We start from the raw sequence: 12,664 nt of genomic DNA, 5'->3' as shown, positions 1-12,664 counted from the left end.
GCCCGCGGAGGCGGGCAGGCGCAGGCCGAAGTCGTAGATCCAGGCGTGCGTGCGGTCGGCGCAGCGCAGCTCGTACGGCCGCTCGTCGGTACGCCGACGGGCCAGGGGGGAATGGTGCGCCAGAGCGGCTCGGGGTGGGGCTCCGGCAAACCGTTTAGTGGGTCGGGGGCCGGGCCCCATAGGATTGGGGGCGAGACCCTGAAACCCCATACACCACCCCAGAGGATCGCTGCATGCCTGGCATCACGCGCGAGGAGGTCGCCCACCTCGCTCGGCTGGCACGTCTGGAGCTGAAAAGCGAAGAGCTCGACCACTTCGCCGGACAGCTCGACGACATCATCGGCGCGGTCGCCCGCGTTTCCGAGGTCGCCGACCAAGACGTCCCGCCGACCTCCCACCCGCTGCCGCTGACGAACGTCATGCGCGCGGACGAGGTCCGTCCGTCGCTCACCCCCGCGCAGGCACTCTCCGGCGCCCCCGCTCAGGAGCAGCAGCGTTTCAAGGTGCCGCAGATCCTGGGGGAGGACTAATCACCATGACGGACATCAACATCATCAAGCTCACGGCAGCCCAGACCGCCGAGAAGATCGCCTCCGGCGAGCTCACGGCCGTCCAGGTCACCGAGGCGCACCTCGCCCGCATCGACGCCGTCGACGAGAAGGTCCACGCCTTCCTGCACGTCGACCGCGAGGGCGCCCTCGCCCAGGCCCGTGCCGTCGACGTGAAGCGGGAGCGCGGTGAGAAGCTGGGCCCGCTGGCCGGCGTACCGCTCGCGCTCAAGGACATCTTCACGACCGTCGGGGTCCCGACCACCGTCGGTTCGAAGATCCTCGAGGGCTGGATCCCGCCGTACGACGCCACCCTGACGCGCAAGCTGAAGGAAGCCGACGTCGTCATCCTCGGCAAGACCAACATGGACGAGTTCGCCATGGGGTCGTCGACGGAGAACAGCGCCTACGGGCCCACCGGCAACCCCTGGGACCTCACCCGCATCCCCGGCGGCTCCGGCGGCGGTTCCGCCGCCGCGCTGGCCGCCTTCGAGGCCCCGCTCGCCATCGGCACGGACACCGGCGGTTCCATCCGCCAGCCCGCCGCCGTCACGGCGACCGTCGGCGTCAAGCCGACCTACGGCGCGGTGTCCCGCTACGGCATGGTGGCGTTCTCCTCGTCCCTGGACCAGGGCGGGCCCTGCGCCCGTACCGTCCTGGACGCGGCGCTCCTGCACGAGGTCATCGCCGGTCACGACCCGCTGGACTCCACCTCCATCGACGCCCCGGTCCCGCCGGTCGTCGAGGCGGCCCGTAACGGCTCCGTCGCCGGCATGCGCGTCGGTGTGGTCAAGCAGTTCGCCGGTGAGGGCTACCAGGCCGGTGTCGTCCAGCGCTTCAACGAGTCGGTGGAGCTCCTCAAGGAGCTGGGCGCCGAGATCGTCGAGCTGGACTGCCCGTCCTTCGACCTCGCGATGGCCGCGTACTACCTGATCGCGCCGTCCGAGGCCTCCTCGAACCTGGCCCGCTTCGACGCCATGCGCTACGGCCTGCGCGTCGGCGACGACGGCACCAGGTCCGCCGAGGACGTCACGGCCCTGACCCGCGAAGCCGGTTTCGGCGACGAGGTCAAGCGCCGCATCATCCTCGGTACGTACGCGCTCAGCTCCGGCTACTACGACGCGTACTACGGCTCGGCCCAGAAGGTCCGCACGCTCATCACCAAGGACTTCGAGAAGTCCTTCGAGCAGGTCGACGTGATCGTCTCCCCGACCACGCCCACCACCGCCTTCGCCATCGGTGAGCGCACCGACGACCCGCTGGCGATGTACCTCGCGGACCTGTGCACCATCCCGACCAACCTGGCCGGCAACTCCGCCATGTCGCTCCCCTGCGGCCTGGCACCGGAGGACGGTCTCCCGGTCGGACTGCAGATCATCGCCCCCGCCATGAAGGACGACCGGCTGTACAAGGTCGGAGCGGCCGTCGAGGCCGCCTTCGTCGCGCGCTGGGGTCACCCGCTGCTGGAGGAGGCTCCGTCCCTGTGAGTGCACTGACCAAGGCCAAAGGCTTCAGGAAGTCCAAGTCCGGTACGTACCTGTCGATGGGTACGACCGCCTTCGGCGCGCTGAGCGTCGTCAAGCAGGCCAGGAAGGCCCGCACCGAGCACGACACGTTGAAGCTGGTCGACGCCGTCGTGTCCGCCGCCGCCATCATCACCGGCCTCGCGATCCTGTACCGCGAGCTGAAGCGCCTGGGCGACGACGACGTCCTGCTCGGCTGAGAGGGAAAGTTTCACCGTGACCGTCACCGAACTCCTGTCGTACGAGGACGCCCTCGCGTCGTACGACCCCGTCATGGGCCTCGAGGTCCATGTCGAGCTGGGCACCCGCACCAAGATGTTCTGCGGCTGCTCGACCGAGCTGGGCGCCGAGCCCAACTCGCAGACCTGCCCCACCTGCCTCGGCCTGCCCGGCGCGCTCCCGGTCGTCAACGCGATCGGCATCGAGTCGGCCATCAAGATCGGTCTCGCGCTGAACTGCGAGATCGCCGAGTGGTGCCGCTTCGCCCGGAAGAACTACTTCTATCCGGACATGCCGAAGAACTTCCAGACCTCCCAGTACGACGAGCCGATCGCCTTCAACGGCTTCCTCGACGTCCAGCTGGAGGACGGCGAGATCTTCCGCGTGGAGATCGAGCGCGCCCACATGGAGGAGGACACCGGCAAGTCGCTGCACGTCGGCGGCGCCACCGGCCGCATCCACGGCGCGTCCCACTCCCTGCTGGACTACAACCGTGCGGGCATCCCGCTCATCGAGATCGTCACCAAGCCGATCGAGGGAGCGGGCGCGCGCGCCCCCGAGGTCGCCAAGGCGTACGTCGCCGAGCTGCGCGAGGTCATCAAGGCGCTGGGCGTCTCCGAGGCCCGCATGGACAAGGGCCAGATGCGCTGCGACGTGAACCTGTCGCTGCGCCCCACCCCGGAGTCCGAGTTCGGCACCCGCAGCGAGACGAAGAACGTCAACTCGCTGCGCAGCGTCGAGCGCGCGGCCCGCTTCGAGATCCAGCGCCATGCGGCGGTGCTCTCGTCGGGCGGCTCGATTCTCCAGGAGACCCGTCACTTCCACGAGGAGGACGGCTCCACCACCTCCGGCCGCATCAAGGACAACGCCGAGGACTACCGGTACTTCCCGGAGCCCGACCTCGTCCCGATCGCCCCGGCCCGCACCTGGGTCGAGGAACTGCGCGCCGGACTCCCCGAGATGCCCCGCGTGCGCCGCAACCGGCTGCGCGAGGAGTGGGGGGTCACCGAGCACGACATGCAGTCGATCCTCAACGCGGGCGCGGTGGACTCCATCGTCGCCACCATCGAGGCGGGCGCCGACTCGGCCGCCGCGCGCAAGTGGTGGATGGGCGAGCTGGCCCGTAACGCCAACGAGCAGGGTGTCGTCGTCGACGAACTGCCGATCACCCCGGCGCAGGTCGCCCGGGTCGCGGCGCTCGTCGCGGGCGGCGAGCTGAACGACAAGCTCGCCCGCCAGGTCATCGAGGGCGTCCTCGCGGGCGAGGGCACCCCGGACGAGGTCGTCGAGAAGCGGGGCCTGAAGGTCGTCTCGGACGACGGCGCGCTCGGCGCGGCCGTCGACGAGGCCATCGCGGGCAACGCGGCCATCGCGGACAAGATCCGCGGCGGCAAGGTGGCGGCCGTCGGCGCGCTGGTCGGCGCGGTCATGAAGACCACGCGCGGCCAGGCGGACGCGGCGCGCGTCAAGGAGCTCATCCTGGAGCGCCTGGGCGTCTCCGAGTAACTCCGCCGCACGCGGTCGTCGTAGGACACCCGTCGACGGCCCCGCACCGGGATCCCGGTGCGGGGCCGTCGACGTATCACCGCTTGAGCTGCGGGTTCGCGATGACGACGACGTCCGCGCCGCACATGTGGTCCACCTTGAGCCGCAGCCGCAGGGCGTTGGTCACGTCGATGGTGCGGGTGATGGGCTTGCCCAGTTCCACGAGCTCGGAGAAGGCGGCCGGCTGTCCGTCGAGCGAGATGGTGACCCGCCCCTTCTCGATGGTGGAGCCGTCGTCGATGCCCGCCGTGAACTCGAGCTGCTTCCACTCCCGGTTGAGGTCGAATTCGGCGGTCACGTCGTTGCTGCACCCCGTGTCGGCGACGAAGGCGGCCCCGTACTGCTTCGTGTTGATCTTCGCCGCCGAGACCGTGAAGCCCCCGAGCCCGTCGACCGGGGTCATGACGGTCAGATCGGCCGCGTTCACTCCCGGCGCGACCCCGGAGGGAGGCTTCGACGCCGCCCCGGTGGGCTCCGTCAGGGGGTCCGGCGTCTGCGACGCGGAGGGCGTGGGCGACGGGGTCGGCTGATCGGCGGCCTGACTGACGGGGGCGGACGCGCCGGGCTTGGCGGCGCTCCCCGTCCGGCCGCCCGTCTCCTTGTCCTTGTCCTTGCCGAGCAGTTGTACGCCGACCACCGCGAGGACGGCGATGACCAGCACGCCGCCCACCGCCCCCAGGATCCGCCCGGTCCGCTTGCGCTTGCGGGGCGGCCGGGGTCCGGGCGGCGGGGCCCCCGGCCCCGGGGGCGCGGCCATCCCCAGGTTCCGGGTGGCCACGTCGGGCGGCGTCTGCGTCGGGGTGTAAGCGGGGCCGGGCGCCGGGGTGTGGGCGGGCGGGGCGTAGGCGGGCGGGGCCGACGGCGGCGGGCCCGCCGACACGGGCGGGGAGAGCGGCGGAGGCGGGATGAACGGCGCCCGAGGCAGCGGCACCGCGTCCTGGACCGGCCGCGAGGTCGAGGTGGTCGTGGACACCACCGCGTGCCGGAGGTCCTTCATCCACCCGGCCAGGCTGACCGGCCGCTCGTCCGGGGCGGCGGAGTACAGCGAGGTGATCCGCGCCCGCGCCTCCTCGTCCAGCACGGCGATGTGCGGCAGCGCGGCCATGGCGCGCCCCAGCTGCTCCGGGGTCGGCGGCGGCGATTCGCCGCTGAGCAGGAAGTACGCGATCGCTCCGAAGGCGTACCGGTCCGTACCCGGGGTCCGCTTGCCGTCGAAGACCTCGGGGGCGGCGTACCCGGGGGTGAACCACACCTCGGCCGTCTGGTGGTCGGCGGTCAGCTTGCTGAGCCCGAAGTCGACCAGGGTGGCCTGCCCGTGCGCGTCGACCATCACATTGCCGGGTGACAGGTCACCGTGGATGACGGTCCGGCCGGACGGCGTGGCCCGCCCCGAGTGCAGCCAGTCCAGTACGTCCGCGAGCTGCTCCAGCGTCCGCATCACCTCGCGCCGCTCAGCGGGGGTGGTGAAGGCCCGCTCGGCCCGCCAGTCCCGCAGGTCGAGGCCGTCCACGTGGTTCATGACGAGGACCAGGGCGCGCCCGGTGAGCGTTCCGGACTCCCCGGGCCGGTGGATCGGAGGCCCCTGGAAGTGCTCGCGGACCCCGACCACTCCGGGCCGGTGCACGAAGCGCAGCAGCTCCGCCTGCTCGTTCCACTTCCGGCTGATCCGCTCGAAGAGGTCCGGCGTGAGGGTCGTCTTCGAGTCGAGCACCTTGACGACCACGGGCTCGGCCCCGCCCGCCAGGTCTATCTCCGCGAGGTAGAGGACGGCCTCCCCGCCGCGCCCGATGGACCGGAGCAGCCGGTACCGGTCGGGCGTGGAGTCCGGCCCGATGTGCAAGTTCTGGCTGGTCAATTTCCCCCCAGCTGTGGTGAGTGGGGGTCAGCTTCCCGCGCGCGGCCAGGGCGGGTCAATTCATCGGTCACGCACGGTATGTGGCCGATCGCGCGCTACCCGGCGGCCGGGCGGTAGACGCACACGTTGACCCCGGCGGGGCTGGTGGTCGTGGAGATCAGTTCGAGCGTGCGCAGTCCGCCGTCCTCCGGAAAGATCGTCTTGCCGCTGCCGAGCAGCACCGGCATGACGATCAGCCGCAGTTCGTCGGCCAGGCCCTCGCTCAGCAGGGTGCGGACGAGGGTCGGGCTGCCCATCACGGCCAGGTCGCCGCCCTCCGTGGCGCGCAGTGCGCGGATGCGGGCGACGGCGTCGGCGCCGGGGATGCGCGTGGTGTTGTTCCAGGTGAGCTTGTCGTCGCCGAGGGTGTCGGAGACGACGTACTTGGGGAGCGAGTTCATCCGGTCGGCGAAGGGGTCGCCGGCCCGGTCGGGCCAGGCCGCGGCCATCGTCTGCCAGGTGCGGCGCCCGAACAGCAGTCCCTCGGCCGTGGCCAGGGATTCGGCGAAGGCGCCGCCCACGACCTCCGGGTCGAAGAACGGGTGGGACCAGCCCCCGTGGGCGAAGCCGCCGTCGCGGTCCTCGTCGGCGCCGCCCGGGGCCTGCACGACCCCGTCCAGGCTGATGAACTCACTGATGACGATGCGCATGGGGACTGCTCCTCGTGAATGCTTCGGCCGGTCGGGCCGTTGATCGTGGCTACGTCATTGAAGACCGCCGCACCGCCCGGAACTCATCGCTCCCGCCCGTTTCGAAGGAGTGACTCAGGTCACTCCTATTCTGTAGCGATCGATAGGTAAAGGCGGTAGCGTTCTTTCCGTAGTGATCATTAGCTAATTCAGGGGAGACCGCCATGTCTGTTGCCGCCACCTACGCCCGCACCGTCCGCGACGAGAGCGGTGGCCCCGGGCTGCTGCTCGCCCATGGCGGCGGCGGATCCGTGGAGTCGAACTTCGGGCCGCTCCTCGACGGCCTCGCGGCCCGCCACACGGTCGTCGGCGTCGACTACCCGGGTACGGGCGGCACCCCGCGCGCCGATCACCCGCTCACCCTGGACGAGTTGGCCGACGAGCTGGTGGCGGCGGCGGACTCCGAAGGGCTGGAGCGGTTCGCGGTGCTCGGCTACTCGCTCGGGGGCCACGTCGCCGTGCGCGTCGCGACCCGCCACCCGGGGCGGGTGAGCGCGCTCGTGCTGACCGCGACCTTCGCCCGCGCCGACAACCGGCTGTCGCTCGTCACCGAGCTCTGGTCCGAGCTGGCGGAGCGCGGCGAGACCGGCCTGCTGGCGAAGGTGCTGGTGCCCCTGGTCCTCAGCCCCGGCGTGCTGGCAGCGCTGACTCCGGAGCAGCTGGCCGGAGCCGTGGCCGACACCGCCGCCGGCTTCCCGCCCGGCGGCGGGGACCACGCCGCGCTCGTGCCGGGCGCGGACCTGCGCGCCGAGCTGGCGCTGCTCGACGTACCGGCCCTGGTCGTCGCGACGACCGAGGACCGGCTCGTGCCGCTGCCGCTCCAGCGGCAGGTGGCGGACGCGATCACCGGTGCCCGGTGGGCCGAACTGCCGACCGGGCACCTGCCGTTCGCCGAGCGCCCGGCCGAATGGCAGTCACTGATCACCGAGTTCCTCGACGCGACCGACGCCACCGCTGCGGCCGACGCGACCGCTGCGACCGACGCGACTGTCACGACCGCTACGGGCGCGGCGGGCGCGGTGCGCTGAGGAAGGCCAGCCGGGCCGGCTTCGCGGGGAGGTACACCTCGGGCAGGTCGATCTCGGGGAGTTCGACCTCCGGACCCAGCACGAAGCCGGTCCGCTCCAGGCGGGCGATGGCCTTCTCGTTGCGCGCGTCCGGCTCCGCGACGACGCGGCGCGTGCGCCCGTCGGAGAAGACGTACGCCATGAACGCGGTCAGCAGGGCCGCGCTGAACCCGCGCTCGACCGCGCCCTCCGTGGGGGCGATCAGCAGGTGCACCCCGGTGTCCCCGGGCCGTACCTCGTAGCACTCGCTGACCCGGTCGGCCTCGCAGTCGTACGTCTGGAAGAGCGCCACCGGCACCCCCTCGCGGCGCACGATGAACGCGTGGTGCGTGGCGCGGCGGTCGACGTCCTCGTAGATCTCCTGGACCAGCTCGCGGCTCGCCCCGCCCATGCCCCAGAAGCGGGCGCGCTCCTGGGTGACCCAGCCGTGGATCAGCCCGGCGTCGGCGGCCGGGTCGACGGGGGTGATGGTGACGGTGCCGAAACCCTCGACGCGGTGGGTGTGCACGGGCTGCCGGGAAGAGGTCGCCGGGGTGGTCATATCGATTCCTTGGTGAGCAGGGTCCAGTCGGTGACGACGGGGACGAGATCGCCCCGGGCCCAGAGCGGGAGCTGGTCGAGGTGGTGCGCGGAGCCGCTGACCCCGTCCGCGCCCAGGGGGACGGACCAGAGGCTGTCCTCGCGCCGGGCCAGGTCCCAGACGTAACGGGCGGCCGAGGCGCGGGAGGTGAGGTCGGTGACCCCGGGGACGGAGGAGGTGGCGTTCACGCAGTCGTGGTCGCCGCCCAGGCCCGGCCAGCGCGCCTCGGGGTCGTGCAGCGCCTGCCAGGGCGCGAGCCGGTGCACCTCGGACCAGGCCGTGTCGGGGGCCGCCGCGGCGGCGGTCTCCTCCAGGGCGGCCCGCAGGTGCGCGGCGCGGTCGAGCCCGGGCAGGAGCGCGGTGGTGAGCAGCCCTTCGAGGGCGTGGCCGACCCGGGGCAGGAGGTACAGCCAGGGGTGGAAGACCGACGGGCCGGTGGGCGCCCCGGCCAGCCCCGCGAGCGCCGGGTCGGCGGCGATCCGCCGTACGAGCGCCGTGCGCAGCGCCGCGAAGACGGTGGCGTCGGTGCTCCCGGCCGCCATGTGCCGGTCCCAGCCGAGCAGCCGCGCGCGCAGCGCGTCGGCCTCGGGGGAGAGGCCGGTCAGCGTGGGCAGCCGGTAGAGCACGGCCGCGGCGGAACCGAGGAAGGTGTCACGGTGTACGTCGGCCATGTCCGGGGCCGACCACTCGGCCGAGCCGCCGAGCAGCTCCCGGATCCGGTGGGCCCGGTGCGGGGGCGCGAACTCCACGCCCAGCGGGGAGGCGATCCCCCGGGCGTTCGCCATCACGGCGACCCCCCGCACCGGCTCGGACGGCGGCTCCGCCCAGCCCCGCCACGCGTACCGCGCGTCCCAGGCGGGCACCGGGCGCAGCCGGTTGTCCGGGTGGCGCAGCGGTACGGCGCCCGCGACCCGGTGCAGCAGACCGCCCTCGGTGTCGGCGGCGTGGAGGACGTTGACGGGCTCGGCCCAGCCGTCGACGGCGCGGTCGATGTCGGCGACCGTACGGGCGCGCAGCAGGGCCGGGAGCGCCGCGAAGCCGAGGTCCGCGCGGACCCGGGCCGGGTAGCGGAGGCTGAGGGTCTGATCGGGGGTGTCGATGACGACCGGGCCGCGCGCGGTCTCCAGGACCTCGACCTCGACCTCGGTGGGGGCCGCGCCGTCGGCGCCCGCGACCGTGATGGTCTCGGTGTGCCGGGCGACGGGTTCCCGGGCGCCGTCCGGTCCCAGGGCCTCGACGTGCCCGCCGTCGGGGCCGCCGATCCGGGTGAGCCGCTCGACGTACAGGTCCTGGTAGTCGGCCATGGCGTTGGTGATCGCCCAGGCGGCCGAGCCGGTGTGGCCGAAATGCGCCAGGCCCGGGACCCCGGGGACGGCCAGGCCGACCACGTCGAACTCGGGGCAGGCCAGGCGGATCTGCTGGTAGACCCCCGGGTCCTCGATGAAGCGGTGCGGGTCGCCCGCGATGATCGCCGCGCCGGTGGAGGTGCGCTCGCCCGGCACCAGCCAGCCGTTGCTGCCCGCGGTGCCGGGGCCGTCGGTGGCGAACAGGGTGAGGGCCTCGTCGCCGAGGGCGCGGCCGACCCGCTCGCGCCAGAGCTTGGTGGGGAACCCGGTGAACAGGACGTGCGTGGAGAGCCAGATCCCGAGCGGCACCCAGGGCTCCCAGGGGGCGAGGGTCAGGCCGGTGCGGGCGAACCGCTCGTCGCGGGCGGCCCCCGCGGGCAGGCCGGCGTTGACCCCGTCGACGTAGGCCCGTACCCACGCGGCGGTTTCGGGGTCCAGGGCTTCGAAGCACCGGCGGGCGGTGTCGTCGAGCCGGGACCGGCGGGCGAAGCGGTCCCAGGCGAGCTCGGCGCCGCCGAGGAAGGCGGCCGTGGTGCCCTGCGAGCGGCGCCGCTCCACCTCCAGCTGCCAGGCGCGGTCCAGGGCGGTGGTGCGGCCCTGGGCGTAGGAGAGGCGGAGGCCGTCGGCCGCGCGGAGATGGGGAATGCCCCATGTGTCCCGGTAACACGCGTAGCGCTCCGGGGCGGCCGGGTCCGCGGGCGCGCTTGCCGGGGATGCCGCGTCCTGTGGACCCGAATTGGTCACGCTGCTCACACTGTTCCCCAAATGATTAGGTTAGGCTGTCCTAACTATAAGGCTGAGATCGTGTGCCAGGGGAAGCCGGGCCAGGGGAAGCCGGGCCAGGGGAAGCCGGGCCAGGGGAAGCCGGGCCAGGGGAAGCCGGGCCAAGGGAAGCCGGGCCAAGGGAAGTCGGGGGAGAGGCGGACATGGGCGTTGCCAAAGGCTGGGAGGGCGTGGTCCTCAAGCTGCTGCGGGGCAAGGACTTCACGTTCACGGTGACGGGGGCGGAGCAGGTCACGGAGCACTATCGCCGCGTCCACCTGTCGGACGGCGGTCTGCTCGCGGCGGCGGGGGAGTCGCTGCATCCCACGATGTGGGTGCGGGTGTGGTTCGAGAGCGAGGGCAAGCCGCACCAGCGCGCCTACACGCTGGTGGACCCCGACCCGGCCGCGGGCACTTTCACCCTCGAATTCGCCCTGCACGACGGGGTCGCCAGCCGCTGGGCGCGCGACGCGAAGCCGGGCGACACCATCGACGCCACGGTGCACGGGACCGGCTTCACCGCGCCCGCCCCGGCACCCGAGCGGCTGCTGGTGATCGGTGACGCCGCCTCGCTGCCCGCGATCAACTCCCTGCTGGACGCCTTTCCGCAGACCCCGGCCACGATCTGGCTCGAGACGCAGCACGACTCGGACGCCGGCCTTCCGGTCCGCGTGGACGCGGCGCGCCACGAGGTGCGCCGCGTCCGGCGCGGAGGATCGGCGCTGGTGGAGGAGGTCAAGGCGCAGCTGCCCGCGCTGATCGACGACCCGGCCTCCGCCTACGTGTGGCTGGCGTGCGACACGACGACCACGCGGACCCTGACGGCGTACCTGCGCAAGGAGCTGGCGCTCCCCAAGCAGCGGGTCAACGGGCTGGGGTACTGGCGGGCGGCGTAGGGCCCAGGCGCCTGCGGGTCTGTGCGTCCGCGGGTCGTGCGTCCACGCGTCTGCGGCTCGGCAGGTCCGCGGGTCCGGCCGTCCGGACGTCAGGCGCCGGTGGTGCCGTCGATGGCCTCGCGCAGGAAGTCGGCGTGCCCGTTGTGGCGGGCGTACTCGTGGATCAGGTGGAGCATCACCAGGCGCAGCGACACGTCCGCCTCCCACTTGTCGAAGTAGGCCGTCACATCGAGGGAGTCGGCCTCGGCCTCGAAGCGGCGGGAGTACGCGGTCTCCGCCTCCCACGCGGCGAAGGCTTCGGCGCGGGTGGAGGCGGAGGCGTCGTAGGCCTCCTGGAAGTCGTGCTTGTCGGACCAGACGTGGGCCACGTCCTCGCCCGCCAGGACGCGCCGGAACCAGTGGCGCTCCACCTCGGCCATGTGCCGCACGAGGCCGAGCAGGGTCAGGGTGGAGGGCGGCGACGCCCGCAGGCGCAGCTCGTCGTCGCTGAGGCCCTCGCACTTCAGGGCGAGGGTGGCGCGGTGGAAGTCGAGGAACGCGCGCAGGGTCTCGCGCTCGTTGCCGGTCAGTGGGGGTCCTATGCGATCCATGGACTGATCTTGCCGCGCGGACGGGCGGGGCGAAAGGGCCGCCGCGGTGCGGGACCGGGCCCCGCACGGGCGTGACTCGTACGGGTGCCTCGTACGGGTGCCTCGTACGGGTGCCTCGTACGGGCGTGCCTCGTCCGGAGCCCGCGCGGCGGGGTCCGGTCCGCTACTTCCCGACCCACACGTACGGAACCGTGACGCCCAGCACCCCGAAGCCCAGCCGCTCCAGGATCGGGCGGCTCTCGCTCGACGCGTCCACCTGGAGGTAGGGGATCCCCAGCTCGGCCGCCGCGAGCGCGCGATGGGCCACCAGGGCGCGGTAGATGCCCTTGCCCCGCCACTCGGGGACGGTGCCGCCGCCCCACAGGCCCGCGAAGGACGCGCCGGGGGTGATCTCCATCCGGGCCGAGCTGACCGGCTGGCCGTCCGCCATCGCGACCACGGCCAGGATGGTCTCCGGGGCCTGGGTGACCTGGGTGACCAGCGCGTGCCGGATGCGCGGCCGGTTCTCGCCGAAGGCCTGCGCGTGGACGTCCATCATCAGGTCCACCCCTTCGACGTCCGTCACGTTCACCAGGGTCACCCCCTCGGGCGCCGCCGCCTCGCGCGCGATGTCCGCGACCCGCGCCACCATCAGCGTCTCCGGCGGCTCCGGCACGAAGCCCGCGGCGAGCAGCCGCGCGCCCAGGTCGGCGGGGGCGTCGTAGTCGTACATCTTCCACTCGAACTCCGACACCCCACGGGCCTCGAAGTAGGCGATCTGCGCCGCGATCCGCGCGTCCGCCGTGTCCTCGTCGAGGTCCGACCAGAGCACCCCGTTCCACCCCGGTCCGCGCGAGACGCGCCGCACGACGGGCCCGTCGTGCTCCACCAGGGAGTGATCCCCGTCCGACTGGGCGCCCCGGCGGGCCTCGGCGTCGAAGAGGGCCCTTACTGCATCAAGATCCATCGTCATCCGTGCAGCTCAGCAGGCAATCGGCCCTCCACGCAAGTGCATTAGCCTCCTCA

The 12,664-nt window shown here is 72.7% G+C and carries 12 protein-coding genes and 1 pseudogene; 6 read left to right on the top strand and 7 right to left on the bottom strand.

All coding sequences use genetic code 11. From position 1 onward, the window contains the following. Positions 1–90, bottom strand: a pseudogene (locus tag ABT084_RS38060) (hypothetical protein); the annotation flags it as partial. 143 nt (positions 91–233) lie between these two features. Here ABT084_RS38060 and gatC point away from each other — a divergent pair. Genes gatC through gatB form a run of 4 tightly spaced genes read left to right on the top strand, consistent with a single transcriptional unit; the run spans position 234 to position 3,796 of the window. Next, positions 234–530, top strand: coding sequence for an Asp-tRNA(Asn)/Glu-tRNA(Gln) amidotransferase subunit GatC (gene gatC, locus ABT084_RS26080; RefSeq protein ID WP_073772988.1), 297 nt, complete (start codon positions 234–236; stop codon positions 528–530). After that, positions 530–2,035, top strand: coding sequence for an Asp-tRNA(Asn)/Glu-tRNA(Gln) amidotransferase subunit GatA (gatA, locus tag ABT084_RS26075; RefSeq protein WP_351048491.1), 1,506 nt, complete (start codon positions 530–532; stop codon positions 2,033–2,035). The genes gatC and gatA overlap by 1 nt, the downstream gene beginning before the upstream one ends. Next, positions 2,032–2,271 carry a hypothetical protein gene (locus ABT084_RS26070; protein ID WP_351048473.1) on the top strand — a complete coding sequence of 80 codons (240 nt, stop codon included), beginning with the start codon at positions 2,032–2,034 and terminating at the stop codon, positions 2,269–2,271. The genes gatA and ABT084_RS26070 overlap by 4 nt, the downstream gene beginning before the upstream one ends. A 16-nt stretch (positions 2,272–2,287) precedes the next feature. Next, on the top strand, positions 2,288–3,796 hold the full coding sequence (gatB, locus tag ABT084_RS26065; RefSeq protein WP_351048471.1) for an Asp-tRNA(Asn)/Glu-tRNA(Gln) amidotransferase subunit GatB: 1,509 nt from the start codon (positions 2,288–2,290) through the stop codon (positions 3,794–3,796). A 76-nt stretch (positions 3,797–3,872) separates the two neighbouring features. Here gatB and ABT084_RS26060 read toward each other — a convergent pair whose 3' ends face one another. Next, on the bottom strand, positions 3,873–5,690 hold the full coding sequence (locus tag ABT084_RS26060; protein ID WP_351048468.1) for a protein kinase domain-containing protein: 1,818 nt from the start codon (positions 5,688–5,690) through the stop codon (positions 3,873–3,875). Between the two features lie 95 nt (positions 5,691–5,785). Continuing rightward, entirely contained in the window at positions 5,786–6,379 is a 594-nt protein-coding gene (locus ABT084_RS26055) for a dihydrofolate reductase family protein (RefSeq protein ID WP_351048465.1), read from the bottom strand. A 203-nt stretch (positions 6,380–6,582) separates the two neighbouring features. Here ABT084_RS26055 and ABT084_RS26050 point away from each other — a divergent pair, with 203 nt between their 5' ends. Next, complete coding sequence (locus tag ABT084_RS26050) at positions 6,583–7,446, top strand: alpha/beta fold hydrolase (RefSeq protein ID WP_351048462.1); 864 nt, start codon at positions 6,583–6,585, stop codon at positions 7,444–7,446. On the opposite strand, the gene ABT084_RS26045 is transcribed toward ABT084_RS26050, so the two are convergent. After that, positions 7,418–8,026: a GNAT family N-acetyltransferase gene (locus ABT084_RS26045; RefSeq protein ID WP_351048460.1), complete on the bottom strand. Its 609-nt coding sequence runs from the start codon at positions 8,024–8,026 to the stop codon at positions 7,418–7,420. The genes ABT084_RS26050 and ABT084_RS26045 overlap by 29 nt on opposite strands. Next, a complete protein-coding gene (locus ABT084_RS26040; protein WP_351048488.1) occupies positions 8,023–10,056 on the bottom strand; it encodes a penicillin acylase family protein in 2,034 nt (677 codons plus the stop codon). The genes ABT084_RS26045 and ABT084_RS26040 overlap by 4 nt, the downstream gene beginning before the upstream one ends. A gap of 281 nt (positions 10,057–10,337) precedes the next feature. Here ABT084_RS26040 and ABT084_RS26035 point away from each other — a divergent pair, with 281 nt between their 5' ends. Further along, positions 10,338–11,069 (top strand): siderophore-interacting protein, encoded by a 732-nt coding sequence (locus tag ABT084_RS26035; protein ID WP_351048457.1) that lies wholly within the window; start codon positions 10,338–10,340, stop codon positions 11,067–11,069. An 89-nt stretch (positions 11,070–11,158) separates the two neighbouring features. Here the strand turns inward: ABT084_RS26035 and ABT084_RS26030 are convergent, their stop codons facing one another. Beyond that, positions 11,159–11,659: a DinB family protein gene (locus ABT084_RS26030; protein ID WP_351048454.1), complete on the bottom strand. Its 501-nt coding sequence runs from the start codon at positions 11,657–11,659 to the stop codon at positions 11,159–11,161. A gap of 163 nt (positions 11,660–11,822) precedes the next feature. After that, positions 11,823–12,605, bottom strand: a complete 783-nt coding sequence (locus ABT084_RS26025) for a GNAT family N-acetyltransferase (protein ID WP_351048486.1) — start codon at positions 12,603–12,605, stop codon at positions 11,823–11,825. Between the last annotated feature and the right edge of the window lie 59 nt (positions 12,606–12,664).

This window comes from Streptomyces sp. NPDC002138 (assembly GCF_040296485.1).
GTDB lineage: Bacteria > Actinomycetota > Actinomycetes > Streptomycetales > Streptomycetaceae > Streptomyces.
Note: the sequence above shows the minus strand (reverse complement) of the source record. Positions and strands in the feature narration are given on the sequence as shown.

Coding starts and splice junctions, on each gene's coding strand:
- gatC (WP_073772988.1), top strand. CDS start 234: ATGCCTGGCATCACGCGCGAGGAGGTCGCCCACCTCGCTCGGCTGGCA.
- ABT084_RS26055 (WP_351048465.1), bottom strand. CDS start 6,379: ATGCGCATCGTCATCAGTGAGTTCATCAGCCTGGACGGGGTCGTGCAG.
- ABT084_RS26050 (WP_351048462.1), top strand. CDS start 6,583: ATGTCTGTTGCCGCCACCTACGCCCGCACCGTCCGCGACGAGAGCGGT.
- ABT084_RS26045 (WP_351048460.1), bottom strand. CDS start 8,026: ATGACCACCCCGGCGACCTCTTCCCGGCAGCCCGTGCACACCCACCGC.
- ABT084_RS26035 (WP_351048457.1), top strand. CDS start 10,338: ATGGGCGTTGCCAAAGGCTGGGAGGGCGTGGTCCTCAAGCTGCTGCGG.
- ABT084_RS26030 (WP_351048454.1), bottom strand. CDS start 11,659: ATGGATCGCATAGGACCCCCACTGACCGGCAACGAGCGCGAGACCCTG.
- ABT084_RS26025 (WP_351048486.1), bottom strand. CDS start 12,605: ATGGATCTTGATGCAGTAAGGGCCCTCTTCGACGCCGAGGCCCGCCGG.